Origin of the sequence: Acetobacterium bakii, from assembly GCF_001263355.1 — a bacterium.
Lineage (GTDB): Bacteria > Bacillota > Clostridia > Eubacteriales > Eubacteriaceae > Acetobacterium > Acetobacterium bakii.
This window is the reverse complement of record NZ_LGYO01000004.1, coordinates 65,197-91,390: the sequence shown is the minus strand read 5'-3', so window position 1 is coordinate 91,390 and position 26,194 is coordinate 65,197. Positions and strand designations below refer to the sequence as shown.

27 protein-coding genes are annotated in these 26,194 nt (G+C 40.9%); 16 read left to right on the top strand and 11 right to left on the bottom strand.

Features of this window, described 5'->3' with window-relative positions; all coding sequences use genetic code 11:
- Positions 1-151: 151 nt before the first annotated feature.
- The 9 genes from AKG39_RS01520 to AKG39_RS01480 form a co-directional block, all read right to left on the bottom strand.
- Complete coding sequence (locus AKG39_RS01520) at positions 152-994, bottom strand: helix-turn-helix domain-containing protein (RefSeq protein ID WP_050738593.1); 843 nt, start codon at positions 992-994, stop codon at positions 152-154.
- A 253-nt stretch (positions 995-1,247) separates the two neighbouring features.
- Entirely contained in the window at positions 1,248-2,666 is a 1,419-nt protein-coding gene (locus tag AKG39_RS01515; protein ID WP_050738592.1) for an APC family permease, read from the bottom strand.
- Positions 2,667-2,825: 159 nt separating this feature from the next.
- Positions 2,826-3,230 carry a Rid family hydrolase gene (locus tag AKG39_RS01510; RefSeq protein WP_050738591.1) on the bottom strand — a complete coding sequence of 135 codons (405 nt, stop codon included), beginning with the start codon at positions 3,228-3,230 and terminating at the stop codon, positions 2,826-2,828.
- Positions 3,231-3,241: 11 nt separating this feature from the next.
- Positions 3,242-4,369, bottom strand: coding sequence for an NAD(P)/FAD-dependent oxidoreductase (locus AKG39_RS01505; RefSeq protein ID WP_050738590.1), 1,128 nt, complete (start codon positions 4,367-4,369; stop codon positions 3,242-3,244).
- A gap of 10 nt (positions 4,370-4,379) precedes the next feature.
- Complete coding sequence (locus AKG39_RS01500) at positions 4,380-4,700, bottom strand: (2Fe-2S)-binding protein (protein WP_050738589.1); 321 nt, start codon at positions 4,698-4,700, stop codon at positions 4,380-4,382.
- 17 nt (positions 4,701-4,717) lie between these two features.
- Entirely contained in the window at positions 4,718-6,289 is a 1,572-nt protein-coding gene (locus tag AKG39_RS01495) for an FAD-dependent oxidoreductase (RefSeq protein WP_050738588.1), read from the bottom strand.
- A 35-nt stretch (positions 6,290-6,324) separates the two neighbouring features.
- Entirely contained in the window at positions 6,325-6,639 is a 315-nt protein-coding gene (locus AKG39_RS01490) for a (2Fe-2S)-binding protein (protein ID WP_050738587.1), read from the bottom strand.
- A 219-nt stretch (positions 6,640-6,858) separates the two neighbouring features.
- Entirely contained in the window at positions 6,859-7,401 is a 543-nt protein-coding gene (locus AKG39_RS20395) for a (Fe-S)-binding protein (RefSeq protein WP_050738586.1), read from the bottom strand.
- Complete coding sequence (locus AKG39_RS01480; protein WP_050738585.1) at positions 7,401-8,552, bottom strand: aminotransferase class V-fold PLP-dependent enzyme; 1,152 nt, start codon at positions 8,550-8,552, stop codon at positions 7,401-7,403. The genes AKG39_RS20395 and AKG39_RS01480 overlap by 1 nt, the downstream gene beginning before the upstream one ends.
- 307 nt (positions 8,553-8,859) lie before the next feature.
- On the opposite strand from AKG39_RS01480, the gene AKG39_RS01475 reads away from it, so the two are divergent.
- The 8 genes from AKG39_RS01475 (at position 8,860) to AKG39_RS01440 (ending at position 15,547) form a co-directional block, all read left to right on the top strand.
- Complete coding sequence (locus AKG39_RS01475; protein WP_050738584.1) at positions 8,860-9,576, top strand: gamma-glutamyl-gamma-aminobutyrate hydrolase family protein; 717 nt, start codon at positions 8,860-8,862, stop codon at positions 9,574-9,576.
- A gap of 297 nt (positions 9,577-9,873) precedes the next feature.
- Positions 9,874-10,260, top strand: a complete 387-nt coding sequence (arsD, locus tag AKG39_RS01470) for an arsenite efflux transporter metallochaperone ArsD (protein ID WP_050738583.1) — start codon at positions 9,874-9,876, stop codon at positions 10,258-10,260.
- A gap of 177 nt (positions 10,261-10,437) precedes the next feature.
- Entirely contained in the window at positions 10,438-10,794 is a 357-nt protein-coding gene (locus AKG39_RS01465; RefSeq protein WP_050738582.1) for an ArsR/SmtB family transcription factor, read from the top strand.
- 47 nt (positions 10,795-10,841) lie between these two features.
- A complete protein-coding gene (locus tag AKG39_RS01460; RefSeq protein ID WP_050738581.1) occupies positions 10,842-11,858 on the top strand; it encodes an SPASM domain-containing protein in 1,017 nt (338 codons plus the stop codon).
- 165 nt (positions 11,859-12,023) lie between these two features.
- Positions 12,024-12,950: a cation diffusion facilitator family transporter gene (locus tag AKG39_RS01455; RefSeq protein WP_050738580.1), complete on the top strand. Its 927-nt coding sequence runs from the start codon at positions 12,024-12,026 to the stop codon at positions 12,948-12,950.
- Positions 12,951-13,242: 292 nt separating this feature from the next.
- Entirely contained in the window at positions 13,243-13,896 is a 654-nt protein-coding gene (locus AKG39_RS20635; protein WP_050738579.1) for a YeeE/YedE thiosulfate transporter family protein, read from the top strand.
- A gap of 91 nt (positions 13,897-13,987) precedes the next feature.
- Entirely contained in the window at positions 13,988-14,533 is a 546-nt protein-coding gene (locus tag AKG39_RS20630) for a YeeE/YedE thiosulfate transporter family protein (RefSeq protein ID WP_278277897.1), read from the top strand.
- A gap of 120 nt (positions 14,534-14,653) precedes the next feature.
- Complete coding sequence (locus AKG39_RS01440; protein WP_050738577.1) at positions 14,654-15,547, top strand: LysR family transcriptional regulator; 894 nt, start codon at positions 14,654-14,656, stop codon at positions 15,545-15,547.
- On the opposite strand, the gene AKG39_RS01435 is transcribed toward AKG39_RS01440, so the two are convergent.
- Positions 15,544-15,756 (bottom strand): sulfurtransferase TusA family protein, encoded by a 213-nt coding sequence (locus AKG39_RS01435; protein ID WP_050738576.1) that lies wholly within the window; start codon positions 15,754-15,756, stop codon positions 15,544-15,546. The genes AKG39_RS01440 and AKG39_RS01435 overlap by 4 nt on opposite strands.
- Before the next feature lie 148 nt (positions 15,757-15,904).
- Between AKG39_RS01435 and AKG39_RS01430 the strand changes: the two genes are divergently transcribed.
- Genes AKG39_RS01430 through AKG39_RS01410 form a run of 5 tightly spaced genes read left to right on the top strand, consistent with a single transcriptional unit; the run spans position 15,905 to position 20,345 of the window.
- The gene (locus tag AKG39_RS01430) at positions 15,905-16,588 is read left to right on the top strand and encodes a glycosyltransferase family 2 protein (RefSeq protein WP_050738575.1); all 684 of its coding nucleotides are present in this window, start codon (positions 15,905-15,907) and stop codon (positions 16,586-16,588) included.
- Positions 16,589-16,620: 32 nt separating this feature from the next.
- Positions 16,621-17,895 (top strand): ATP-grasp domain-containing protein, encoded by a 1,275-nt coding sequence (locus AKG39_RS01425; protein ID WP_050738629.1) that lies wholly within the window; start codon positions 16,621-16,623, stop codon positions 17,893-17,895.
- Positions 17,892-18,863 carry an ABC transporter substrate-binding protein gene (locus tag AKG39_RS01420; protein ID WP_341406801.1) on the top strand — a complete coding sequence of 324 codons (972 nt, stop codon included), beginning with the start codon at positions 17,892-17,894 and terminating at the stop codon, positions 18,861-18,863. The genes AKG39_RS01425 and AKG39_RS01420 overlap by 4 nt, the downstream gene beginning before the upstream one ends.
- Positions 18,850-19,635, top strand: coding sequence for an ABC transporter permease (locus tag AKG39_RS01415; protein WP_050738574.1), 786 nt, complete (start codon positions 18,850-18,852; stop codon positions 19,633-19,635). The genes AKG39_RS01420 and AKG39_RS01415 overlap by 14 nt, the downstream gene beginning before the upstream one ends.
- Positions 19,632-20,345: an ABC transporter ATP-binding protein gene (locus AKG39_RS01410; RefSeq protein ID WP_242852532.1), complete on the top strand. Its 714-nt coding sequence runs from the start codon at positions 19,632-19,634 to the stop codon at positions 20,343-20,345. Before AKG39_RS01415 ends, AKG39_RS01410 begins: the two co-directional genes overlap by 4 nt.
- Here AKG39_RS01410 and AKG39_RS01405 read toward each other — a convergent pair.
- On the bottom strand, positions 20,323-21,879 hold the full coding sequence (locus AKG39_RS01405; RefSeq protein ID WP_050738572.1) for an ArnT family glycosyltransferase: 1,557 nt from the start codon (positions 21,877-21,879) through the stop codon (positions 20,323-20,325). The two genes, AKG39_RS01410 and AKG39_RS01405, sit on opposite strands and share 23 nt — an antisense overlap.
- 190 nt (positions 21,880-22,069) lie before the next feature.
- Here AKG39_RS01405 and AKG39_RS01400 point away from each other — a divergent pair, with 190 nt between their 5' ends.
- The 3 genes from AKG39_RS01400 to AKG39_RS01390 all read left to right on the top strand — a co-directional run bounded on the left by AKG39_RS01400 (position 22,070) and on the right by AKG39_RS01390 (position 26,175).
- The gene (locus AKG39_RS01400) at positions 22,070-22,999 is read left to right on the top strand and encodes a rhodanese-like domain-containing protein (RefSeq protein ID WP_050738571.1); all 930 of its coding nucleotides are present in this window, start codon (positions 22,070-22,072) and stop codon (positions 22,997-22,999) included.
- Between the two features lie 91 nt (positions 23,000-23,090).
- Positions 23,091-24,395 carry a YeeE/YedE family protein gene (locus tag AKG39_RS01395; protein ID WP_050738570.1) on the top strand — a complete coding sequence of 435 codons (1,305 nt, stop codon included), beginning with the start codon at positions 23,091-23,093 and terminating at the stop codon, positions 24,393-24,395.
- Between the two features lie 82 nt (positions 24,396-24,477).
- Positions 24,478-26,175, top strand: coding sequence for an FAD-dependent oxidoreductase (locus tag AKG39_RS01390; RefSeq protein ID WP_050738569.1), 1,698 nt, complete (start codon positions 24,478-24,480; stop codon positions 26,173-26,175).
- Positions 26,176-26,194: the final 19 nt, after the last annotated feature.

Sequence of the window (26,194 nt, the reverse complement as noted above, 5' to 3'; positions counted from 1 at the left end):
ATCATGTTGTGTGCATCAAGGCGAACAGGCATAGCCTGTACGATCTTGCAGCACACAATGATAAATAAATGTCTGCAGCGAGGTTTGTCGAAACTCTGAAGTCCGGTAATTTTACAGGGCTTGTTTTTATACATAGATGTTGATTTAAAAATCATACAACAATAAGTCGTTTTTTATACTCTTTCTCTTTTAATGAATGAACGTATTTTCCCGGGGTGGTATTGGTGAGTTCATAAAAATCTTTGATCATGTGAGACTGATCATAGTAACCCAATTCGATGGCAAGCTGGGCTAGATTTGTGTCATAAATGTCTTTATCAAAGTCATTGAGATTACTCAGAAGATGTTGGAAGCGCATTAACTTACAAAATAATTTGGGGGACAATCCGAATTCTTCTGAAAACACCCGGTTAATGTAACGAACCGAATAGCCTGCTTCATCGGCCAGTTCTTTGACTTTAATCTGTCCGCCAGTGTCATTGATTTTTTGCAACATCTGTTTTTTTAAATCCACATATTTATCTGAAGCCTGTGAAGTTGTATAGAATTTCAAATAACCGGTCATAAAGGTTTGGATCTGATAATTAAAGTCTCGACTTGAAGTGATTTTTTCAAATAGGGCATTATCATTAATTACATCCAAAAGAGGAACTTCATGTTCAACAAAATCCTTCATAGCGATATTCTTAAATTTAAATGACTGGCCGGGTAAAAATCGGACACCAAAGAAATAATTTTTTACATTACGCACGATTTTAGGTTGCAGGACGGTGCCGCATATTGTGGCGTAGGGCTCCTTTTCATCACAGCAAAACAAAATATCAATACTTCCATCAGGCACTGCGATTACAGAATTTTCACTGAGGTCATTCTGAAAACAGTAAAAATGGGAAATCCCATAATCCATTACCACCGCTTTATAATACCGGGATGCAGCCATAACAAAGTAAGGCTGTTTGGGAGAAACAATTATATTGTTTTGTTTGGAAATCATGGGTTCTCCTTTGTATATTTACTGTGAATAACAGAGAATACTAATAATATATAATAACACACAGAGTAACAAATGAACTTAATTTTTGTGGATTGAAAAATATATTTGGGCTTCCCCAAAAAGGTATAAAGCTATTAATAAAATATTTTATTAATAGCTTTATACCTTTTAAAATCGAAATAGAACTGCCTCTTGTCAAGTCGACAGGAGGCAGTTCTGAGTTCCGGTTTTTTATCGGCTTTTCTCTAAGTGTTTAAGCCGCCGATGGATCGATGAGCACATTCGGATGTGTATTTTCTGCTTCGCACTTTAGATTCATTTCATTAACATCGGCTGTTGTAAACAAACCCATTTTTTTGATGATTTTTACCCAAATCACGGCATAAACAACTAATGCCGCCATTAAGCCAAAGAATATTTTGTAAATCAGAATTCGGGCATCTCCTTCGGCAATATGCCAGATCATATAGATATTACCTAGAATACATAAGATCTGAGGGATTCCCCAAAGGGTCAGCTTTTTATTTCTTCCCGGCATATCCGGGTATTTTTTTCGCAGTATAAGAACCGAAATATTTACTAAAATATAAGAAACTAACCAGAAACATGTTCCCGCCAAAAGTAGGGTGGCCAAACCTGAGGATTGGGTGAATCCTGTAATTAACAGTACTAAATCCCCACCAAAAATCAGAGCAAGACCGGCAACAGCGACATTGTTTTTGTTCTTTTTGTTAAATACTTTAGGCATCATGTCATCTTGTGCCATGCCAGCCAGTATTTTACTGACACTGCCAAGGACTGTATTAGCGGTACTGATACCAGCCAAAAGAGTAACAATACCCATCCAATAAACACCAAATTGGCCCAATAAATTTTCAGCAAACAGCATATGTGGCATCGGTGAACTTGCCAGGGCTTCCAAGGTTACATAATGGGTCATTCCTACACCAAGCATAGCTTGTACTACAAATAACATAACGATTCCCAGAATCATGGCCAGGGTTACATCTCTTTTAGGGTTCTTTAAATCTTTAGCAATAGGAATGACGAATTCGATCCCGATAAATAACCAAAATGCCAAAGCTGCCAGAGAAACGTAACCGCTGATACCTGTTACGGCCGGAGGTGTTTGCGCAGCGGCGGTGATGACGGTTCCGGTGCCCAGATTAAAGAAACTGATAATACCAAGTAAAATTAATGAACCGATTAATAAAAAAACCACGATATTCTGGACTTTTGCAAAAATATCGACACCCTTATAATTAACGAAAAATAATATGGCTAGTAAAAGAGAACTTAAAATCGGGGCAGGAATCATAGGTAAAAACAATTCGTTGATCACCATTCCACACAGTGCCATCTCAACCGAGGAAGCCAGAATCATTGTAATCACATAGGCTGATAAGTTTGAAACAACCGATGCAACCGGACCCAATCCAGCCAGCGTATATTGCCCAAGCCCACCCTCTACATTTGGCATAATTGCGTGGAGTTCACCAAAGGTTAACGCCAGCATAATGTTTAAAAATAGTACAATTGCTAAAGAAATTACAAAGCCAGAACCCGCCAAACCCATTCCTTGACCTAATAAAAGCAAACAGCTTGTTGCAACAATAAGTCCAACACAAACCGATACAGCACTTCCCAGACCTAATTTTTTTTGATTTTCCATGATAATCTCCTTTTCTTTATATAATATTTACCTATTAATTCGAAAATAACTGACTTAAATGTAATAAAAAAGATGCCCAGCCATCGGTTGCGATAGCTGAGCATCTTTGCTCTTGATTTGTACATTATGGAATTGATAGCGGATTGTCGATAGTCTTACTTACTCCGCTATCGCACCGATCACCGCATCCATTTCAATTTCAACGAGCTGGGTCGGGCGGTTAAGCATTGGAGTTCCAACGACTGTGCAAAGGGGCTTAACTTCTTTGAAAATTTCTGAATAAGCTTTGGCAATATCGGGAACAAATTTCATATCCGTTGCATAGACTTTTACTTTTATCACTTCTTCTTTTTTAGAACCAGCCTTTTCCAGTAGTTCCACATGCTTTTCTAAAACATATTTTGTTTGCTCATAGGCACTGCCTTCGCCATAAATGGACCCATCAGGTTGTACTGATGTTGTTCCACCGATATAAATAAAGGGACCTACTTTAACCATTCGGGAATAACCGACTTTTTCTTCCAGTGGGGCACCTGATGAATAATTTGTTCGCTTAAGTTCCATATAATTCCTCCTTAAATTTTCGCTTTGAATCGGTCATAGCGCAGAGCGCTGAGGTCAAGTGAAGGTTGTCCGTCAATCACCATTTCGGATAAAAGCGTACCTACTGCCGGGGATATTCCAAAACCATGGCCAGAAAAGGCTGAGGCCAGGATGATCCCGGGAACTTCTTCCACAAAACTGAGCACCGGCACATGGTCAACACAGACGTCCATCCAGCCAGCCCAACTCCTGACAATTTTTATATCTTCCAGAATCGGGAAATATTTCATAATTCCCCGGCAGATACAGGATGCGGTAAGACTTGTCGAGGTGGGGGTGCCGTTATCCTTATTCACATCTTCCAGCCCTGATGAACCGCCAAAAACGAATGAACCATGGGTGCTTTGATGTCCGTAAAAGTCAGCGGCGGCAGTCCCCAGCATTTGATAAAACATTGGGGGTTGAGCTTCTGTTACAAGTACTTCCAATAAAGCCTGGGTCATTGGAATATCAATCCCGAAGGTTGAAGCGATTTTGCGACTGTCATAACCTGCGGCGAGAATAATGGTTTCACCTTCATAACTATTATTGGGGGTGAGTACCTGTCTTGCCTTACCTTTTATTTTTCGTATTTCAACAACCTCTTCACCAGTGATAAACCGAACACCCAATTGCCGTGCTTTTCGGTAATAGGCCAGGGTGGTTAGCAGTGGGTTGGCATGCCCATCCGTGGGGCACCAACTGGCACCGGTTACTTCTTCTGAAAGATAGGGACAAATCTGTCTAGCGTCATCGCCTGAGATCATGCTAACATCAAGACCACAATCGGTGGCATTGTTAGTCAGACCGGTTAACGTTTGAATATGGGCAGCGGTTTTTCCCAGTCGCAAATTGCCGTCCTGGTAATATTCTACGTCCATTTCTAATTCTTCGGACAATGTTGGCCAAAGATTTTTGATACCAAACATGGCCAGCGGCAATTCGCGTTTATCCCGGCCGGATTGCCGGACGCCGCCGCCATTTCTGGATGAACCGCCATCACCTATATTATCGCTTTTCTCAAGGACAATAACCGAAGCGCCTCTTTTGGCCAGATAATAGGCGGCAGCATTGCCAATGACGCCACTTCCTACAATAATTACATCAGCACAATTTTTCATGTTATTTTCCTCAACTTATTTCATTTCCCAGAACCTTCATTTCGATGGGTCGCATCGGCGCCCGGGACATTGCAGCTTCGATACTTAGCGGTGAAACTCCTAATTCGCGTGCCACAATGCCCTTAACCAGCTTAGCGCAGGTCTGACCCTGACAGAGGCCCATGCCTGTTCTTAAATACCGTCTAATCTCGGTGATGGTGAACATGCCATCATAAACCGCTTTTCTAATTTCACCTTTTGTGATCTCTTCACAGCGGCAGATAATCAGATCATCATCCGGCTGTGCTATATATTCTCCAATCTCACGGGATCGGTCATTTATCTTACTCATTCTCTTCACTCCTAGGTCTATTTGAAAAATCTGGCATTCATTCCCATTTCCTTGGGAACCTTGATGGTCAATAAATTGCTGTGGTCAAAGGCCGGGGCTGATTTCACGTCCACCACCTCGGCTTCGCAGATCGCCTTGCCACTGCGGTCCAAAGCAAAACCCATCATCCCTTTTTGTGGTAATGGTGAAAACTCATAGGGAAGGGTGACGGAAGCATAACCCTCTTCGTAATCTTCATTCAGCAGGAAGATGGACTGCCCTGAACAGGAGGCCACACACATGCCGCATCCGCTACATTGGGAGGCTTCATCCACCACCGGAAGTGCGGTGATGTTGTCACCGATGGTGATGCATTTCTTTTTACAAGCATCCTGGCAGGGGTTACAGGGAATATTCTGGGAGCATTCAATGATGGGATGTATGCCTTTCATGGTTTTAACTCCCGGATAGTTCATGACTTCTTCATTGGTCAGATAACCTTTAGTTAAGAGATTCGCTGAGATTGCATAACCTTCTTCGGTTTTAGTCAGCTCTTTGCCTTTATTTTCAGGACCAAACATGCCTTGCCTTAAACTGAGTAACGCTTTTTTTAATGCTTCTGATTTTAATTCCAATTCTTCATAATCAATAAACCCCAGTCGATAAGCCGCTGCCACACCAGAAATTCGTCCCCCAATCATGGCTGAGCTGGCTTCTTCAATACCTGAAACATCACCGGAAACAAAGATGCCATCAATGGAGGTTTCGCCGTATTGATCACAGGTTGGAACCAATCCGCCTTTGGCAGGGTTATCTTCCATCTCACAGCCGGCCATTTTCAGAAGCTGAGACATCGGGGAGAGGCCTACTGCCAGACAAATGGTATCTATATCAAAGTGCTTCTCGGTTCCCGGGATGAGTTGCCATTTATTGTCAACCGCACCAATGGTAACCCCGGTTACACAGTCGTCACCCTCGGCTTTAATAATGGTATGGGACAGATAAAAGGGGACGCCACACCGGGCAACCTTTGCGGCATGGACACCATAGCCTCCGATTTTAGGAGCGGCGTCCACCAAGGCCACCACTTCGCAACCAGCCTGCATGAGCTGGAAGCTCACGACTAAGCCAACATTGCCGGTACCGAGCATGAGTATTTTCTTCCCCGGCTTCACCCGATGAAGATTCATCATGGTTTGGGCAGCGCCGGCGCCAATGACTCCGGGAAGAGTCCAGCCATTAAAGGTGATCATATTTTCTGAAGCTCCGGTTGCGACGATAATCGCATCCCCTTTGTAATGGACCACTGCATCATTTATTTGGACCGTGATTTCCTTATCCAGAAATAAGCCAATGACAATAGCATTTAAAACCACTTCGACGCCTGCTGCACTTGCTTCCTTTAAAAGATCCTCGCCGATTTTAAAGCCTCTGATTTTAGCCTTATGTTCTATGGATCCGAAAAACTTATGGATCTGTTTAAATAATTGTCCCCCGGGCTTGGCATTTTCATCAAAAACAATTACCCTGAGTCCTTTTTTTCCGGCTTCGATTGCTGCCGAAAGGCCTGCTGGTCCTGCACCAACAACTATTACATCATATCTTTTCATACAAAACCCTATCCTTCCTAAGAGTACTATTTTGGTTAATCGGTTTTTTTAGCGGATACCCCATACTGGGTTTGAACATTCATACCTGCAGTAAGGGGCGTTACACAGGTTCGGACATTGGGTTTGCCATCCACGACCATAACGCAGTCGGTGCATCTTCCAATGGCACAAAACAGTCCTCTTGGTGAATTCTCTTTCTGTGTATGCCGATGAACCATGACCCCTGCTGCCCTTAGTGCGGCTGCAATGGGTTCTGATTGATAGCCTTCCATGGCTTTTCCATCAAATGTAAATATTACTAAATCTTTCTTTTCACTTTCACCCAATATGGGATGGTGCATAATTCTCATTTATATTCTCCAATCTGAATCCTAATTTATTCATCTTGAACAAAAATAAAGCGCCCTGGTTTCTTGTGAGAAACCAGACCGCTTTGTCTGTGTTAGGTATTACTTTAAACTATTTGAGCAAAGTAATATTGTAAAAATCGGAACAGATTGTATTATTTTTTATTATTACATCTTTTTTTAGCTATAATCTAAAGATAGAATGTTCTAGTTTTTAAAGATTCAATCAGCTTCAGTTTCATAACCTAAAAGTTGCAAAAGTGATTCCAAGGTTTTATAATTGGCAGCATAGGGTTCTTCTTTTATAACTGGACACTCATAAAGCCGGGTGGTTCCTAAAATTAATTTCGATGCGAAGCCCATACAGGAAGCTTGACCACAGGCCTTACAATTGGTTTTAGGCAAAAGCTTGTACAATTGTAGGGCATTAGGGCGATCGCGTGTTTCCTCAAAGGGCGTAATGCTATCCCGTTGTTCCCAGGTATCATTAATTAGATCCTTGATATGATCAATCATTTCATAGCACTGGGCTTCATTGGTTAATTGGGTGCAGGTGAGTCCATCATCTTTAATGTTGATGATGTGACTTGCGATTTTGTAGGTGAAAGTTTTGGCCGAGGGAATATAAAGCCCGGTTTTAATCACCGAATTAAGATAGGGCATGACTTCTTCAACGGTGTTGCTCAACTTCGCCCGAAATTTAATCCGGCCGCCTCCAGTGGTACAGGGTTTGATAAAAATAAGGCTGATGGTTTCAAGATACATTAGTTATTCTCCTTTATAAATGCATGCAGCCCGGCAATCAGGGCATCGATATGAGCGATTTCATTAAAATAGCCAATCCCAATGCGACAGGTTCCGCGCTCAACAGTGCCGATGAGGCGATGGGCACTGGGGGCACAGTGCAGACCGGCCCGGATCATCACTTGACAGTTCTGATCAAGAAAGAAAGCGATTTCTTCCGGAACGTGGCCTTTTAAATTAAAGGGAATCACCCCCACGGTTTTGGCAGAATCCTGAGGACCGTATAGTTCGATACCCGGGATAACCTTTAATGCGTTTAAAGCGTAGTCCATCAGAGCATCTTCTTTATGACGGATGTTTTCCAAACCTTCAGCTTCTAAAAACTCCAGGGCTGCCCCGAGTCCGATAATCCCGCTGACGTTCATGGTGCCGGCTTCTAAATGGTTGGGATAGTAATCGGGTTGGTACTCATAGGCCGAATCTCCGCCAGTGCCACCGGAAATCAGCGGATGAATAACCACATCACAATTAACCACCAGGCCGCCGGTTCCCATTGGGCCCAGAAGGCTTTTATGTCCGGTAAAGGCTAACAGGTCAATGCATTGGGCCTGGACATCAATGGGTAGGACTCCGGCCGTTTGGGCGGCATCCACAAGAAAAAGAATGCCTTTATCCCGGGCCAGCTGACCGATGGCGCCAATGGGTTGAATGGTTCCCAATACATTGGAGGCATGGGTGAAAACAAGCAGCCGTGTTTCCGGCTGGATGGCCGCGGCTACATCGTCAATCATGGTTTCACCCTGGACGTTTGCCGGCACCACAGTAATTCGAATCCCGCGATCCCGTTCCAGGGTTTTAAGACAGCGCCACACCGCATTGTGCTCCAAGGCACTGGTGACCACATGATCCCCGGGTTTTAAAATACCCTGGAGCGTCAGGTTTAAAGATTCGGTTACTGAAGAAGTGAAAATGACGGTTTTGGGATCTTCATGATGAAAAAGTTTGGCCAGACGCTTCCTTGTCTGATAAACCAGTCCATCAGCGAGCATGGCTTTTTCATAGGAACCCCGTCCGGAAGTGCCGCCGTTATTGACGATATAGTCATATATTTTTTCAGGAACAATCAGCGGCTTGGGAAAAGTGGTGGCTGCATTGTCTAAATAAACATCCATGGTTTAACTCCTTCTATAAGTAAATAATGATATTATTAGTTATACTATTTATGATAAATGACCCCAGGATATTCGTCAATAGAAATAACAGGTATAATTTGGATGAATGTCATATAGCATAAAGTGGTTTCTAAAATATTTGTTGACAAAATAACATAAACGAAGTATCATATGATTATATAATCATATGATACTTCGTTTATGTTATTTTCAATTATTGAAATGCAAGAGGTTGGTTGAGATTATCGTTATTGAGGTGACTCCATGAAAATCAATAGAAAATTATAGGGGAGGGGATAGGAAAAAAATGAAAAATAAACCGATTATTGGTGTATTACCACAGTACAATTCAAAGGAAAAGAAAATATGGGTTTCACCCCCTTATATGACTGGAATTATTGAAGCCGGAGGATTGCCTTTGCTTTTGCCTTTTGTGAAAGATATAAAAGATATCAGCATACTGGCGAAAAAATTCGATGGCTTTCTTTTTACCGGAGGGCAGGATGTGAATCCAAGCCTCTATGGTCAAACTTCATCCAACGGCGCAAACGAAATATGCCCCAGACGGGATGAGTTGGAAGAAAATCTTTTTAATGCGGTCATGAAAGAGAAAAAACCCATCCTGGGAATATGCCGGGGAATGCAGTTGATTAATGTTGTTTTGGGAGGTACCCTGCACCAGGATATTTTAGGTTTTAAAGAAATTGGAATGACCCTTCAGCATGATCAGGAAACACCATTTGATATACCCGTGCACGAAATAAATATTGTAAAGAATACATTGCTGCACCAAATCTTAGGTGAAGATAAAATTTTAGTCAACAGCATGCATCATCAGGGAATCGGAAATTTGGCAGAAGGACTTTTACCGATGGGCACAAGTGTGGATAATTTGGTGGAGGCTGTTCAAATAAAGGGTTTGGATTTTGGTATTGCGGTGCAATGGCATCCGGAAATGCTTTGGTTAACAGATACCAATGCCCGTAAACTATTTACTGCCTTTATAAAAGCATCCGTAAAATAACATATTAAAATTAACTTAAAGGATAATTAATGAAAAGAAAACAAGGTACAGGGCTTGACAAAATCATATGATTGTAATATCATATGATTATAGAGTAATGTGTATAGTAAGTAATGAAATTTTTATCCCCGACGAGAAACGAGGATGAAATCGAGGTTGTTAAGGAAATATATTGTAATTAGCCGGAAAAATTAAGTAATACAAATAATAAAACGGCGGTTAAAATGGTTGTTGTTAATATAAAGGTTAATTGTATAGAATGAGAAAAATATTTAAGAAAAAAAGGAGAAAAATAAAATGAGTAAAATAGAAATCTATGATCCGGCAATGTGTTGTTCAACTGGCGTTTGTGGACCAGGAGTGGATAAAGAGTTGATGAGGGTATCCACTTTGATTAATTCCCTGGCTTTAGAAGGAAAAAACATTCGGAGATATGGTTTATCTGAAAACCCCCAGGCGTTTGTCACCAATAAAGAGGTTAACGATATGATTCTAAATGAAGGCGTCGAGACACTTCCGATTACAGTCGTGGACGGCGAAATCAAGAAAAAGGGATCCTATCCTTCGAATCAGGAATTTGCAACCTGGCTGGATATGACCAAAGATGAATTAGTTATGAAGCTTTTAAAAGCACAGAAAAGTGCCGGTTGTAGTGGGGATTGCGGTAGCGGTTGTAGCTGTTAAAAATAGATTAACCTTGATAAGATGTAATATATGAATCAAACTGCTGTGATTGTATCGTTATGTGAATGATCTAAAATTAAATTTTACAAGGCTGATTGTAGGCTGTTATGGAGTTGCTGCGTTGCATCTGTTTAGCAGCTTAATTCAGTTAATTAGTTAAGAAAGAGATGGGATGATATGTCAGTTGTCGAAATAATTAAAATCTTATCGGATACCAACCGTTTGAGGATTTTGAATCTTCTGTATGAACGGGAGCTGTGTGTCTGTGAATTGGAGTATCTGCTTGGTATTTCCCAGTCTAATTTATCTAAGCATTTACGGCTGATGAGTAATGCCGGATTCTTGGATGGTCGGCGGGAAAACAAGTTTGCTTATTATCGAATAAATAATTCTGTTCTGATGGAACATCCCTTTTTAAAAGATATCTTTGAAAATGAATTTAAAAATGAAGATTTTTTAATGGAAGAGTTGAATAAGCTGGGAACCTATCACAACAGTAATTTAACATGTCAAAATATCACAGCACTGCTTTAAGACAAGTGGAGGCGGTTGCTGTTAATTAAAGAATGTCAGGGGAACCCATGGATTTAAATCGAATTTACATAGAACTTACCAATCGTTGTAATCTTAATTGCGAGATTTGTTTCAGGCATTCCTGGGATGCCATTGAAGGGGATATGGATTTAGATTTACTAAAGTCAATCCGGGAACAGGTAAAAGAGTTTCCAACACTTAAAGAAGTGTTTTTTGGTGGGATCGGAGAGCCTACCGTATATCGGCATTTTAAGGAAGCAGTCGATTTATTTGAAGAATATCGTCTGTCGTTGACCAGCAATGGTATTATGAATGAAGAAACCGCTCAGTTGCTATGCGAAAAATTTTATGAGGTGTATTTCTCAGTGGATCAATACCACGAAGATACCCAGGGCGTAAAGGATCAGCTCATTAAAACCTTTGAGCATTTTGCGGATTATCACAAGAAGACAAAGTCTTCCACTCCAAAAACTGGGGTTGCTTATGTTCTTACCAAGAGTAATTCACAAGCCTTGTTTGAAATTCTCGACATGATGCGCCATTATGGTTTTCATCGTCTGTCGCTGTCGCACCTGATGCCTTTGAATGAAAAGGACTGTGATGATGTATTCTATAACCGATATGAGAATCCTGAAGGGAAAGCTTTTTTAGAACGGATTTTTACCTACCGTGATATTAAAATCAATATTCCCGACATGGAGTTGAAGACCGAACGACACTGCGCCTTTATTGATAACGGATATATATACATTGATGTTAATGGAGACGTTATGTCGTGTTATCGCTTGGCAAATACGTATGATGAGTATGTATTCGGTTCAAAGAAAAAGGTTCAGAAATACTCTTTTGGAAATTTAAAAGAGAAAAGCCTTAAAGAAATCATTGAAGGACAAGAATACCAGAATTTTAGGGCTACTGTTTACAATAATCAGTACCCATCGTGTGTTGATTGCGATCTCAAGGGCGGCTGTAGCCTTGTTGAGGATACGAAATACGATTGTTATTTCAATACCCCATCCTGTGCAGAATGTCTGTGGGCTAGAAACTTTATCCGTTGTCCATAGTCAAAATAGTATAATCAAAGACCGCTGATTTCCAGAAAAAGAGGACAGATAAAATAGAAATCTGTAAAAGGAGCTATATTGATCGGTTCTTTTTTTATCGGGATAGATAAAGCTCAAAGTAGTTTCGTATTTACCAAAAGTATTAATGAACAGAGGTGTAGCCTAATGTCTGAAGATAACCACGCGCATAATCATCAGGAAGCCGAACATAAACATGATGGATCGAATCTATCCGGTAAAAAAATATTTTGGGTGACGGTATTAAATGCAACCATTACTCTAGCCGAAATCATTGGAGGTATTCTTTCTGGAAGTCTGGCATTATTATCCGATGCGATTCATAATTTAAGTGATACGGTTGCCATTGCATTATCTTATGTTGCAAATAAAATTGCCCAAAAGCCAAAGAATGCTAAAAAAACATTTGGTTATAAAAGAGCTGAAATATTAGCGGCCTTTATTAATGCATCCGTTTTATTGGCTTTATCAATTGTATTAATTGTTGAAGCTTTTAAACGATGGCAGTCACCGGAGATCATCAACGGGACATTGATGATCATTGTTGCGTCCATTGGGCTAGTTGCTAATTTTATTTCCGTCTTTCTGCTTGAAAAAGACTCTCATGAGAATTTAAATATAAAATCAAGCTATCTCCACCTCATTAGTGACACGGTTTCATCCGTTGGGGTAGTGATTGGAGGTATTGCCATAAAGCTGTGGGGAATTGTATGGATTGATCCGCTCATCACCGTATTAATATCCCTTTATATTATCAGAGAAACCTTTCATGTCATCAAAACAACGGTAAATATTTTGATGCAGTCATCGGCAACATTGGATTATGAGGGTATAAAAATAAGTATTGAAAAAATGGATAAGGTGAAAAACATCCATCATGTCCATTCCTGGATGACCAATGAAAAAACCATATATTTTGAGGCTCATATTGATATTGAAGATATGCAGCTGTCCGAGGCAGAAAAGGTTTGTGAGAAAATAGAACAATTTTTGAAGGAAAATTATGGAATCAATCATGTCACCCTTCAGGCAGAAGTTGATAAATGCTGTGATAAGAGCATGTTTAAAGAATAAAAAATACAAATATAAAGTTGCCGTGGATGTATGAATATGGGGAGTCTTTGATGATGAGCAAGCTGAGAGAAGTTGGTGGTATGATTTGGGTCACGTTAACAGAAATTGAAAAACCATAAGGATTGAGGATAATTGCATAACAAAAAAATCGTGCAAAAATTCAAAATCAAGGGTATGATTAAACAATCAGCTTTTTCCTCGTATTCATAAAGCATCATTACCTAATCGAGGTTGAAATTTTTGTTTTTTTTTGTGTTGTACATTTATCGATAAAAAATAAGGAGTTGTGAAAATGCCAAGTTCCAAGGGAACGAATTTGAACCGTATCAATAGTCAATTTCACTGGGGAATTATATTTTTTTTCATACTTTTAGCCGTTGGGTTGCTTCTATCCACCCATTCACGATTGATTTCAATCTATTGGTTAACCGGTATTGCCCTGGGATATATCCTTCAAAGATCTCGTTTTTGCTTTACTGCAGCTACCAGAGATCCCTTTCTCACTGGCAGTACGACCATTACTCGGGCAGTTTTGATTGGCCTGGGGCTGACGACGATTGGTTTTGCAGGTATCAAATTTTTCTTTGCAACCTGGGGGCTTCCGATTCCGGGACAAGAATATATTCAAGGGATCGGTCTGAGTACCATTGTCGGTGGCGTTTTTTTTGGAATTGGAACGGTCTTAGCCAGTGGATGTGCATCCGGAATGCTGATGCGCATTGGAGAGGGATATCACCTTCAAATCATTACCCTGATCTTTTTCTTCATTGGATCCATTTTAGGGAATATTCATCTGGAATGGTGGAATCAGAATTTTGTTTTAATTCCAGAAGGGATATTTCTGCCTGATGTTTTTGGCTGGTTGGGTGCGCTCGGAATCCAGTTAGCTGTCATTGTCGGGCTTTACGTTTTGGCTGTGAAATGGGAAGAAAAACATGATGACTGATTTTAGCGAATGGCTGTGACAGGATGGTTTAGATGCTTATCATTGATCCTGACTTTGGGTGATCGATAGTCATAACTGCCGGATCATGGAAATGAAAATAATTTGGAGAGAAATGAATATGGAGCAAAAGAAGAAATTTGAAGATTGGTTTAAACATTCATGGACTTATGTCACCGGTGCTATTTTATTATCTTTTATGCAAATAATTACGCTGGCCATAACCGGACATCCATGGGGGATTACCAGTGCCTTTGCCTTTTGGGGTTCAAGACTGATTAACGCCTTAGGTGGTGATTCTTATTTTCCTGTGAGTAGCGAAAATATTCAAACCTATCAAGCCTGGTTCCTTCAGGATCCGGTCACCCTTCGAAATATTGGCATTATTGTGGGCGCAACGCTGGCGGCTCTTCTTGCTTCACAGTTTCGAGTCAAAAAAATTAAATCAAAAAAGCAGATTATTGGGGTTGCCGCTGGTGGGCTGCTGATGGGATATGGATCAAGCATTGCATCGGGTTGCAATATCGGCGCCTTTTACAGTGGGATTGCTTCTATGTCTTTATCCGGCTGGGTATTTGGGGTATTTCTTTTTGTCGGAGCGATCATTGGCGGTAAACTATTGATCCGCTTTTTCATGTGACAATTCACTTCATAAAAGTGGGGATTGTTCTGCAAATATTATTCAACAGGGCATGTTGCAAATGAATAAATTATGGTATAATTATCGGATGAATTTTAAAAGATTAGGAAGTGATAATTTATGCATATCGAATATCTGGAAAACTTTTGTAAAGTAGCGATAGCAAAAAGCATTTCTAAAGTTGCAAATGATACGCATGTCTCACAATCGGCATTAAGTCAGCAGATTTCAAAATTAGAAAATGACCTTAATTGTACGCTGCTTGAAAGAAGTAATAAAGGGGTAGAATTGACTGAAAAGGGTAAAATCGTCTATCAATATGCTGATAATATTGTGAGAACGGTTAGTATGATGCGAAAAAAACTGGACGAAAGTGATAATATAGTCAAAGACATCAAGATAGAAGCGTTTTGGACAATTGCCAACTATTCGCTTCCCTGTGTGATGTACAAAGTGAAAAAGCGGTTTCCGCAGAATAATTTCGAAATTAAATCAAATAAATCCCATGATATTGAAGAAAATATTGTGAATAATATCTGTGATTTAGGAGTGATCTATGGAAAACCTAAAAATCCAAAGCTCTCATCGTATAAAATTGGGGTGGATCGGCTGGTTTTGATCGCTACTGGCGACTATGATATTCCAGATGAAATAAAACTGGAAGAATTGCCTAATTACCCATTGATTATATTAAATGATAATATGGATTTCACACATATGATTTCAAAAAAAATGCAGAAGGCTGGGAATCAGCCGAAGGCCCTCAATATTATGTTTAAGAGCGACTCGGTGGAATCGGTGAAGGCTTCGGTATTGAATGAGTTCGGAATCGGGTTTATTCCCTACATATCGATCAAGAAAGAGCTTTACAGAAAGCAGGTCAAGCTGATTCAGATCACGGATATGGTCATTGAATATGAGATGTATCTCATTTATGATGAAAGTACCAATAACAAAGCATTGAATGATTTTACTCAATACTTTAAAGATATTGCCAGGAAGAGTTTATGTTAGGATTTAGTAATCAGGATTTCCCAAACACCATTCATAACTTCTGATGAAGTGATCTGGTGTTTTTTAAATTTGCCGGATAATGATTCGAGCACACAGCTGTGATCGGTGATGATCTTAAGGGTTTCACCGATTTGAATCGTTTTAAGCTCTTTTTGAGTTTTAAGAACGGGAATGGGGCACATATCTCCAAGACAATCGATTGTTTTCAAAGTAAAATCCACCTTGCTTATTTTGGATAAAATTATAACACAGATCGGACGGTTAGGAAAATAAAAATATCAACGTTAAGATATAGAGTGAATATGTGGTGTGATAAAGATTTTTTTGAGGTGAATATTTTATGCTGGAGATAATAATATGAATATCGATATCAGCGTTGTCGTCCCGGTATACAATAGTTCATTATCCATCACAGAACTTGTGACGCGAATTATAAATACCCTTGAAAAGGACAAGGCAACATTTGAAATTATTTTAGTGGATGATTCTTCAGCGGATGATTCTCTGGCGAAAATCACTGCGCTAAGCGAAGGTGATCCACGGGTTCTTACCATTTCGCTGAAAAATAATAGTGGTCAGCAAGCGACCATAAAAACGGGAATTAAGTCAGCAGTCGGCGACGTGGTAGTCACAATGGACGATGACCTTGAACAACAGCCGGAGGACATACCATTGCTGGTAAGCGAATTAAGAAAAGGTTATGATGTGATTTATGGGGCTCCAAATCGGACCGGATATCCTTTTTATCGACAATTTGGATCCAATGTGGTGGATCTCTTTTTTACCATATGTCTACATAAACCTAAAAACAAGCGAGTGAGTAGCTTTCGCGTAATGAATCGAAAAACAGTCGATACCATTATTGCGGACGACACACCCTTTGTATATATTACCGCGATCACTTTAGGGTTCACAAAAAATATCGGAAATATGACGGTGGATTATCAGAAAAGAAAATATGGAAAGTCAAACTACACCATCAGGAAACTGATCAAGCTTTTTTTAAACTTGTTTTATTACTATGGAAGAACGTATGAATAATGAATAAGAATTCAAATGAGATAGGAAAAAAGATGCGTATACAAATTTTAGGTGGCGGAAGGAATCAATTAAGTGGAATCATCAGGGCCAAGGAAAAAGGCCATGAGGTGGTTTTGACCGATTATTATGAGGTTGCACCAGGTCGTGCGTATGCCACGTATAATGAGGTGGTCAGCACCTTTGATGTAGATACCAACATACAAGTGGCTGAAAAATACAGAGTTGATGGGGTTATGACATTAGGCACGGATCAACCGGTATATACGGTGGCCTGTGTGGCGGCGTCACAAAACCTGCCAGCATTTCTGGATAGGGATGTGGCATTGTCGGTTACGAATAAAGAAATCATGAAAGCTGTTTTTACAGAGAATGATATTCCCACAGTGCCTTATCGGTTAATCACAAAAGACGCAAAGGAATCGGATTTTGTCGGACTGGTATTTCCAGTTGTCTTAAAACCTCTGGATAGTCAGGGGCAACGGGGGGTTTTCAAACTTAATACTCCGTCTGAGGTAATAAAAAATCTAGCCGAGACACTGAGTTATTCGCGGCAGCAGAAAGCTTTGCTGGAAGAATTTTATGAAAGCGATGAAATTACGGTAAGTGCCTGGGTGGAAGACGGGAAGACCTGTATTTTAACGATTACCGACCGGGAAACCTTTCAGTTTGAGAAGCATATCGGCATCTGTTTCGCCCATGATTTTCCGTCCAGACATTTGGGCGCATATGAAACTGTGAAAAAGATAATCGACAGAATAACTGACGCCTTTGGTATCAAGAATGGTCCTCTGTATGTTCAGCTGCTGGTGGGGAAGGATGGCATTCTTGTCAACGAAGTGGCCTGCCGGATTGGTGGAGCTTATGAAGACATTTTTATTCCCTATCTCACGGGGATCGATCTTTTGGATATGGTCATTGATTTTTCTTTGGGACTAGAGCTGACATCGTCGGTTGAAGGATATCATCTTTTGGATAATAAGAAACATTTATCGGTGCAATTGTTTTTTGCCAGGCCGGGAAAAGTATTGGATTTAACAGCGGTAGAACAACTTACGGAATTAACCGGGGTCATGGCTGCCGGTTACACGATCGCACCGGGGATGGTTTTAAAAACCATCGATAATGCAACTGCAAGAGCCGGCTACATGGTTATTACGGGTGAGTCTCAGGAGGCATTAAACAAAAATATTGATCAGGCCTTTCACCACTTGAAGGTGATTAATGAAAACGGTGAAAACTTGATTATTCAGCCCAAAAAATATAGCCGAATCGATGAAATTTTAAATAATGAAAAGAGAAAGGGATGAAAATGAAGAGGTTCGGAATTATTTTAAGTCTGCTTTGTCTGGTCTGGATTACCGGCTGTACAGCGACAAAAAATGACAGTCAGGAGAAAGTGATTCGAATTGCGGAACAGTATGGCATTGCCTATGCGCCGGTTCAAATCATGAAAGATCAGGGCATCCTGGAAAAAAATTACCCGGGAATACAGGTGATCTGGGAACAGATGAGCAATACAACAGCTATTCGCGAAGCTATGGTTTCGAATAAGCTGGATGTGGGGTTTATGGCTATTCCACCGTTTTTGATCGGCTGGGACAACGGCATGGATTGGAAAATTGCCACCGGGTTATCGTCAGTACCCACCGGACTGGTGGCAAAAGACGAGATTCAGTCTTTACAGGACATCGAAAATGATGACCGTATTGCGCTGCCGCAACCGGGAAGTGTACAGCACATTCTGCTGGCCATGGCCTGTAAAAAAGAGTTTAATGACCCTAAAAAGATGGATAATTTGCTGGTCACGCTGTCTCATCCAGATGGCATGACTGCGTTGTTGGCAGGCAATGAAATTACCGCCCATTTTACATCAACCCCTTACCGGGAAGCTGAGTTGGCCACCACAGGTTATCATGAAATTTTAACCGGTGAGGAAGCCTTTGGCGGAGACTTCAGTTTTATTGTGGGGGTAACGACTAAAAAACTTCACGACGAAAATCCAGAGGTTTACAAAGCCTTTAATCAATCGGTAGAAGAAGCAATCCTATTTATCAATGAAAATCCAGAAGAAGCGGCGGAAATCCTGACAAAATACTACGATTTATCAAAAGAGGATATTCTGAAGTATCTCACCGCCGAGGATACAGAATATAGTGCGACGGTGAAAGGAATCAAAAATTTTTCTGATTTTATGAACGAAACAGATTATCTGAAGAAATCCTATACCTCTATTGAAGAGGTTGTTTGGGAGAATACGGACTATGCAGAATATTAAAGCGATCTTTCTAAAGCCCTATTCAAAGTATGTTTGGATCGGCATCATGCTTATTGCCTGGGAAGCCATTGCCAAGCTCACGCCTGTGAGTCCTTTAGCTTTTCCGTCACTGGAGGCGGTTGTGGCAGCATTGATCAACTCCATCCTTACCGGTGACATTCTGCTTCAAATGCTTTTTTCACTGGGTCTTATCTTCGTCGGATTAGTTATCGGCGTGCTGCTGTCGTTTGTAATGTCAGCGCTTTCGGTAGTTAGTCCCGTATTTGAAAGCTTTGTGGATACCTGCGTATCGATTTTTCATCCACTGCCGGGAATTGCCTTGCTACCATTGATTATTTTGTGGATCGGCACCGGGAGCAAAGCCATTTTATTTATTATCGTCCACTCGGTTTTATGGCCAATGATCTTAAATATGACTGCTGGATTTAAATCCATACCAGTTGTTTATAAAAAAATAGGACAGAATTATGAATTCAGCAACGCGAAAATTATCTTCAAAATCTACATACCGGCATCAATGCCTTATCTCATTGCCGGACTGAAAATTGGTTGGGCACGAGCCTGGCGGGCATCAATCAGCGCGGAAATGATCTTCGGGGCTTCGGGTGGAATTGGTGGAATCGGCTGGTATATTTTTAATAAACGGGTTTTTATGGATACCGCGGGTATATTTGCCGGATTGCTGGTGATTATTGTTGTCGGTATGTTAGTTGAGGATTTTATTTTCAGCAAAATTGAAGATAGGACCGTCAAGAAATGGGGATTGTCATGAGCGTGATTATTAAAATTTCAAATCTCTCAAAATTATACAATGATCGATCTATTCTCAAAAATATTGATCTGACCATCGAAACCGGAGAATTTTTGTGTATCATTGGTCCTTCCGGAGGTGGAAAGAGTACCCTGCTTAATTTAATTGGCGGATTTATTAAAAGCGATGGTGGATCTGTTAGCTTTCAGGGTGAGACGGTTAATAAGCCTAATCGTGAGTGTATTATGGTTTTTCAGGAGTTCGATCAGCTTTTTCCCTGGAAAACGGTTCAGGAAAACATTGAGTTTCCCCTAAAAAATGATCCTCACCATTATTCTAAAACGGAAATTGCAGCATTGACGGGAACATATATTGATATGGTCAAATTACATGAGTTTAAGGACTTCTACCCCCATCAGCTCTCGGGTGGGATGAAACAGCGAACCGCGATTGCCCGGGCTCTGGTGACGACACCGAAGGTTCTGTTGATGGATGAACCCTTCGGCAGCCTGGATATTCTGACAAAAACTGAATTGCAGGATACCATGCTCGAGATCTGGAAAAAAACCCAAACCACCATTGTTTTTGTAACCCATGATGTCCGGGAAGCCCTTCATCTTGCTGATCAGATTATCATTCTTGGAGATGGCACGGTTCAACAGCGAATTGAGAATAAAACCAAGGACAGCGAAGAGCGGGTGAAAGAAATCATTGGATTTCTTTCACCTTGAAAATACGCACCTGCCAGGGCCGTTCATCGATAAGAGGGGCAAGATTGGTCCCATAGGTCGCGTCGTTAAAAGAATAAATTTCTTCGCAATGGGAGTATAAAAAATCCTGCATTTCTTCATGGACATCAGTTAAATCTCCGTACATTCCATTGTAGGCCGGGTTGTTATCATAAATATAATCCAATTCCTCATAATAGATAATCATCGTAATGTTTCGCGAAACAATATAGTCTTTAAAACGAATGCCCTGTTCATCAAGGAACTGCAGGTTCCGGTAGTCAAAAAAATGGTTGTTGTCAAAGGCGTATTCACTGTTGAGATTGCCTAAAACCACGTCGTTTTCGCTGACAACCTGGGAGATTCGGTTGAGATAATCATGGTATTGGCTTTCGTTGGGTTTAATATGAACGATTGTATTGAGGGTAATGATTATTACGAATAATGTCAATAAGCGTTTCTTCTTGTCCCAGTGTTCCAGAAGAATTGCGGTCATTAAAATCATAAAGGGAAAGATCAGTACGGCACTGGTTACGTTGAATCGACCGATGATCAGGATGCCCAGATTGATGCCGGCAACCATGATGGCGATTGGTTTTAATTTTGCCAGCAGACCCGCGTTTTTATTCTTTAAAAAATAGACGACGGCAACGGCCAGAATCAGGGCAAACAAGAGCAGCTGGAAGCGGATATCGGGCATATAATAGGTAAGGCTCTCTTGGTTAAATAAAGCCTGATAGAAAAGGCCGAAATCCCGACATTTGTTCCAGAAGCCGCTAAAAACGCCAAAGTTTTTTCCGTGTTCCGAATAATGAGTAAGAAAGCTGGGATCCATATAAAGACTGATGCCAACAAAAATCAGACAAAATAGAATAGTAACGCCAATTAAAAGCAGGAGATTCTTTAAATGAATCTTTTTTTTGTGGGCAAAAAACAGATAGGCCAGTCCGATTGTCAGGGCAATGATAAAGCTGTTGGGGTGGATTCCGATGCTGAGGCCGATAACAGTTCCGATCGCAATATCCTGTGAATATCGGTGGTTCTCAATACGGTTCAAAAGTAGGTATGCAGAAAGAACCAGCGCAAAGACAATAATGATTTCCTGACGTGCAAAATGCGACGCGTAGAGATATTGGAGATCAATTGACAATACCACCATTGTTAATAAAGCAGCCTTTGGGGATTGCAGGACGACAAGGCATAAACGATAAAAAAAGTACAGCGTCCCCAGCGAGAACAACAGGGAGATGAGTCGAAAGGTTAGAATATTATAGCCAAACACTTGCATGAAGCCGCCCTGCAGGAGATGAAACAAAAGTCTGATGGCATGGGGATTGCGTTCATAGGCATCAAAAAAAGGTTCGGTGAGCGAAATATCCTGATTGCTTAATATAGCGCGTGACAATCCGCTCAGCCAGGGTTCATCGGAATGCACATAGGGAAAATCCGTTAGAAAGGCGAGATTTACAAGGAAATACACAATCAGATATAAATAGATTAAATTTGGGGGTTGGAAGATTTTTTTCCAGGGTTTCATGCAGGCACTCCAATTTTTGATGATCATATTATAAGTCGAGTATAACATAATCAGGGATACGGCTGTGTATTAAAATAATAATGTGCCATTAATATTAAGAATACTGCATTACAAAGACGCAGGATTGATTACCTTTACATTGGGTTATAATATTGTTAAATAAATAATTAACGAACATGGAGGAAAAGAGATGTCAAAAAAAAGTCGAATTCTAGTATTGTTGGTCGTGATTTTATCAGTGGTAACCTTAAGTGCATGCAGTACCGGGACAGCACAAACGGATACAAAAGATGAAACGGGTGTTGTGGAACAGGCAGTCAACGATTATTTTGCAAATATGCCGGAAGATATCTATAAGATCGATCAGGTCGCTTTTGTAGACAAGGTTAAAGCGGGCGAAGCAATGACTATTTTGGATATCAGAAGCGCAGACGCTTATGCACAGGGACATATCAAGGGTGCCATCAGCATGCCATGGGGTCCGAATTTTGCTGAAAACCTGACTAAGATTCCGAATGATAAACCCGTTATGATTTACTGCGTGACCGGACAGACCGCCGGACAAACCGTTTTGTTATTAAACGTTGCAGGTTTTGACACAAAATCTGTCAACCTCGGATGGAATCTGGGAATTTCAAAGGTTGAAGGCGTCGATGCGGTCACTGAAACAACTGTCAATGCCTTTGATGCATCGGTTAATACCGAAATTGATGCCGATATTCAAAAAGCCATTGAAGATTACTACACCGGTTTGTCAGATGTGGCAGAAACCACCTATGCAAACTACAAAATTACTGAAGATGCTGCCAAGGCTGCCCTGGATGCAAAAGATGCAAGTGTGACATTCCTGGATGCCAGAAAAGCTGACGATTTTGCAAAGGGACACATCGAAGGTGCCGTTAATATTCCTTTCGGCAAAGGCATGGAAACTCAATTCAGCACCTTGCCAATGGATAAAACCATCATTGTTTATTGCTATACCGGCCAGACAGCAGCTCAAACAGTAGCCGGTCTGAGACTTTTGGGCTATGATGCGGTATCACTTAACTCAGGAACAGGAACAGCAGCAACGGGAACTGCAGGATGGACCAATAAAGGATATCCGCTCGTAACTAATTAACCAATAAATTAATTTGATGGGAAAGTGACAGTTGATTTTAATCAGTCACTTTCCTGTCTGTTTGAAAAAAAACAGTAAGGGGGAAAAAACTATGATTACAGAAAGTAAATTAAAAGTTCAGCCGCTGATCGGTTTAGGGTTATTTTTAATGATTGCTATCTTTGGCATTTTAAAAGGTGGTATTAATCAGCAACTGACATTATTTTTAATGACTGGTTTAGCACTGGGGTATATTCTGACACGTTCACGATTTGGATTCGCCGGTGGAATTAAACGGCAGTATATTACTGGTGAAGGGAGTTTGGGCAAGGCGCTTTTAGTCATGTTCGCATTATCAATGGTATTGGCGGCAGTGATCCAGTTTTCGGCAGCTATGAACGGCACGCCTATTCCGGGACTCAGCTCCGTTAAATTCTTAAATATTTCGATCCTGCTTGGCGGTTTTATTTTCGGTATCGGCATGATGCTTGCCGGAGGATGCGCATCCGGAACTTTAAGTGACGCAGGCGAAGGGGAAGGCCGTGCCATCATTGCATTGGTTGCCTTTGTACTGGGATCAATTCCCGGAGTGATAGCACAAGATAAACTCAATGCATCAGCGATCGGACAGATCGGTATAAAAATGTATTTGCCTGATGTTATTGGCTATCTGGGAGCTATTGCCTTATCGTTTCTGCTTCTGTTTGGTTTATATCTGATTGTTCGGAAATATGAGAATTTTCGAAAAAAAGAAGGGTATTTTCAAGAAACTGTTTATGAAGATCAGGAACTGCCAATGAAACAGGAACATTTTAAACTATTCAGCTATCCAACCTTCCATAAGGTCTTTGTGCAGCGATGGAGTTTTATGATAGGCGGTATTCTGATTGCGATAATGTTTGCCTTTATCCTGATAACCACTGGTCACAGCTGGGGGGTTACCGGGCCGTTTACAACCTGGGGCGTGGCTTTCTTCCAGATGTTTGGCATTGAATTTGCTTCACCTGCCTTCGCAGATAATGTTGCCGCAGCCAACAACGGGATTCTCAATGATCCGGGCTCACTCCGGGATTTCGGGATAATTTTCGGTGCTGCTATTGCGTTTCTATTCGCCAGCCGATTCACATTAAATTTCAAGTTTAAATTAAAAGACGTATTTTACTATCTCGTAGGTGGATTAATGATGGGCTTTGGCGCTCGACTGGCGGGCGGATGTAATATCGGGGCATTGTTCTCGGGAATTTCTAATTTCTCCTTGTCAGGGTGGGGCTTTTTTATCACATTGGCAATGGGCGGAATATTCGCTTTGAAAGTGTTTGCTGGCAGTGTGGATATTATTCCTCCGGATCGTCATCAAAAAGCTTCGGAAACTGGTAAAGAGAAACGCAAGGAAAGCTTTGCTTTTGAAGAAAAATAAACCGGGAAGAACAGCTTAGAAGAGAAATACGAAAAGACACTATAATAAAAAATCGTCGATTGACATAGAAGGAGGAAAATAAATGGGAAAAAAAGTATTGATTGTCGGAGGAGTTGCCGGTGGCGCTTCGGTAGCCGCAAGAGTAAGAAGACTTGATGAATCAGCAGAGGTTATTATTTTTGAAAAAGGACCCAATGTGTCCTTTTCAAATTGCTGTTTGCCAAATCATCTAAGTGGGATGATTGAAAATAGTGAAGACCTGGTGCTGATGTGTCCAACAAACTTTAAAAAGCAGTATAATATCGAAGCGCGGATAAATAATGAAGTGCTTAAAATTAATAAAGATAAAAAAACAATTCTGGTTAAAGATCTGTTGCTTGGCAAAGAATATGAAGAATCCTATGACACCTTATTTCTTTCTCCAGGAGCCAACCCAATTGTTCCGAAGATCGAAGGGTACGACAAAGCAAATGTATTTACCGTTAAAAATGTGGTCGATATCGATAAGTTGAATAAGTTTGTTCAAAATGGGGTGAAAGACATCGTTGTCGTCGGCGGCGGATTTATCGGCGTCGAAGTTGCTGAGAATCTGAAATTGTCACCTGCTGGTTTTAAGGTCACACTGGTGGAACAGGCCGATCAGATTATGGCTCCCTTTGATTATGACATGGTTCAAATTCTTCACAAAGAGCTGCTGGATAATGGTGTCGATCTGATTGTTGGAGATGGAATTGCCAAAGTAACTGATGGTTTTGTGGAATTGGCTTCAGGCAAAAAAATTCAGGCACAGGCAGTGGTAATGGCCATTGGCGTCACACCGGATACTAAATTGGCAGTAGCAGCCGGATTGGAAATCGGAGAAACCCGGGGAATTCTGGTTGATCATAACTATCGAACAAGTGATAAAAATATTTATGCAGTGGGCGATGCCATTGAAGTCTATCATCAACTGACCCATTCAAAAACAAAACTTGCACTTGCCGGTCCGGCACAGAAGCAGGCAAGAGCTGCCGCCGATAATATGTTTGGGATTCCAGTTCACAACATCGGGATAATTGGTTCTTCATGTATTAAGATTTTTGAAATGAACGCAGCTTCCACTGGATTGACTGAAAAAGCCGCTCAAAAGGCGGGCATCCAGTATGACTCTGTATACATTATCCCAGGTGATATCGTTGGGATCATGCCGGGTAACAGTCAATTCTTCTTCAAACTGGTTTACGAAGTGCCCACCGGAAAAGTCCTCGGTGCTCAGGCAATTAGTCGGGGTGATGCTACTAAGCGTGTGGATGTTATTGCGACAATGATTACAATGGGTGGTACCCTTGAAGATTTAAAAGAATTGGAGCTTTGCTATGCACCAGCCTTTAGTACCGCCAAAGATCCGGTGAATTTTGCCGCTCTGGTTGCTTTGAATTTACTCAATGGAGAATTTAAGCAGGTTCCAGTCACTCAGGTCCGGGAATTGGTGGAAAATGACGCATTTATTATTGATGTCCGTGAACCAAACGAATATGAAAAGAGTCATTTGCTCAATGCAGTTAACATTCCCTTAAGTCAATTCCGTCAACGTTTGGACGAGATTCCAAAAGATCAACCGGTCTATGCCCATTGCCGAAGCGGTCAGCGCAGCTACAACATGGTCAGAGCATTGGGCCAGTTGGGTTTTAATAATATCTGGAATATATCCGGTTCCTATCTGGGTATTTGTTTTTATGAATATTTCAACGATAAGGCTCAGGGACGCAAACCAATCGTGACGGACTATAATCTCAACTAGGTAAGAGACACATTTAAAT

What these genes read in the sequence shown, in the direction of transcription:
- AKG39_RS01515 (WP_050738592.1), bottom strand. Translation starts at nt 2,666, where the DNA reads ATGGAAAATCAAAAAAAATTAGGTCTGGGAAGTGCTGTATCGGTTTGT.
- AKG39_RS20630 (WP_278277897.1), top strand. Translation starts at nt 13,988, where the DNA reads ATGAAAATAATTTGGAGAGAAATGAATATGGAGCAAAAGAAGAAATTT.
- AKG39_RS01430 (WP_050738575.1), top strand. Translation starts at nt 15,905, where the DNA reads ATGAATATCGATATCAGCGTTGTCGTCCCGGTATACAATAGTTCATTA.
- AKG39_RS01495 (WP_050738588.1), bottom strand. Translation starts at nt 6,289, where the DNA reads ATGAAAAGATATGATGTAATAGTTGTTGGTGCAGGACCAGCAGGCCTT.
- AKG39_RS01475 (WP_050738584.1), top strand. Translation starts at nt 8,860, where the DNA reads ATGAAAAATAAACCGATTATTGGTGTATTACCACAGTACAATTCAAAG.
- AKG39_RS01460 (WP_050738581.1), top strand. Translation starts at nt 10,842, where the DNA reads ATGGATTTAAATCGAATTTACATAGAACTTACCAATCGTTGTAATCTT.
- AKG39_RS01455 (WP_050738580.1), top strand. Translation starts at nt 12,024, where the DNA reads ATGTCTGAAGATAACCACGCGCATAATCATCAGGAAGCCGAACATAAA.
- AKG39_RS01415 (WP_050738574.1), top strand. Translation starts at nt 18,850, where the DNA reads ATGCAGAATATTAAAGCGATCTTTCTAAAGCCCTATTCAAAGTATGTT.
- AKG39_RS01425 (WP_050738629.1), top strand. Translation starts at nt 16,621, where the DNA reads ATGCGTATACAAATTTTAGGTGGCGGAAGGAATCAATTAAGTGGAATC.
- AKG39_RS01500 (WP_050738589.1), bottom strand. Translation starts at nt 4,700, where the DNA reads ATGAGTAAGATAAATGACCGATCCCGTGAGATTGGAGAATATATAGCA.
- AKG39_RS01420 (WP_341406801.1), top strand. Translation starts at nt 17,892, where the DNA reads ATGAAAATGAAGAGGTTCGGAATTATTTTAAGTCTGCTTTGTCTGGTC.
- AKG39_RS01410 (WP_242852532.1), top strand. Translation starts at nt 19,632, where the DNA reads ATGAGCGTGATTATTAAAATTTCAAATCTCTCAAAATTATACAATGAT.
- AKG39_RS01465 (WP_050738582.1), top strand. Translation starts at nt 10,438, where the DNA reads ATGTCAGTTGTCGAAATAATTAAAATCTTATCGGATACCAACCGTTTG.
- AKG39_RS01440 (WP_050738577.1), top strand. Translation starts at nt 14,654, where the DNA reads ATGCATATCGAATATCTGGAAAACTTTTGTAAAGTAGCGATAGCAAAA.
- AKG39_RS20395 (WP_050738586.1), bottom strand. Translation starts at nt 7,401, where the DNA reads ATGTATCTTGAAACCATCAGCCTTATTTTTATCAAACCCTGTACCACT.
- AKG39_RS01390 (WP_050738569.1), top strand. Translation starts at nt 24,478, where the DNA reads ATGGGAAAAAAAGTATTGATTGTCGGAGGAGTTGCCGGTGGCGCTTCG.
- AKG39_RS01405 (WP_050738572.1), bottom strand. Translation starts at nt 21,879, where the DNA reads ATGAAACCCTGGAAAAAAATCTTCCAACCCCCAAATTTAATCTATTTA.
- AKG39_RS01400 (WP_050738571.1), top strand. Translation starts at nt 22,070, where the DNA reads ATGTCAAAAAAAAGTCGAATTCTAGTATTGTTGGTCGTGATTTTATCA.
- AKG39_RS20635 (WP_050738579.1), top strand. Translation starts at nt 13,243, where the DNA reads ATGCCAAGTTCCAAGGGAACGAATTTGAACCGTATCAATAGTCAATTT.
- AKG39_RS01395 (WP_050738570.1), top strand. Translation starts at nt 23,091, where the DNA reads ATGATTACAGAAAGTAAATTAAAAGTTCAGCCGCTGATCGGTTTAGGG.
- AKG39_RS01520 (WP_050738593.1), bottom strand. Translation starts at nt 994, where the DNA reads ATGATTTCCAAACAAAACAATATAATTGTTTCTCCCAAACAGCCTTAC.
- AKG39_RS01510 (WP_050738591.1), bottom strand. Translation starts at nt 3,230, where the DNA reads ATGGAACTTAAGCGAACAAATTATTCATCAGGTGCCCCACTGGAAGAA.
- arsD (WP_050738583.1), top strand. Translation starts at nt 9,874, where the DNA reads ATGAGTAAAATAGAAATCTATGATCCGGCAATGTGTTGTTCAACTGGC.
- AKG39_RS01490 (WP_050738587.1), bottom strand. Translation starts at nt 6,639, where the DNA reads ATGAGAATTATGCACCATCCCATATTGGGTGAAAGTGAAAAGAAAGAT.
- AKG39_RS01505 (WP_050738590.1), bottom strand. Translation starts at nt 4,369, where the DNA reads ATGAAAAATTGTGCTGATGTAATTATTGTAGGAAGTGGCGTCATTGGC.
- AKG39_RS01480 (WP_050738585.1), bottom strand. Translation starts at nt 8,552, where the DNA reads ATGGATGTTTATTTAGACAATGCAGCCACCACTTTTCCCAAGCCGCTG.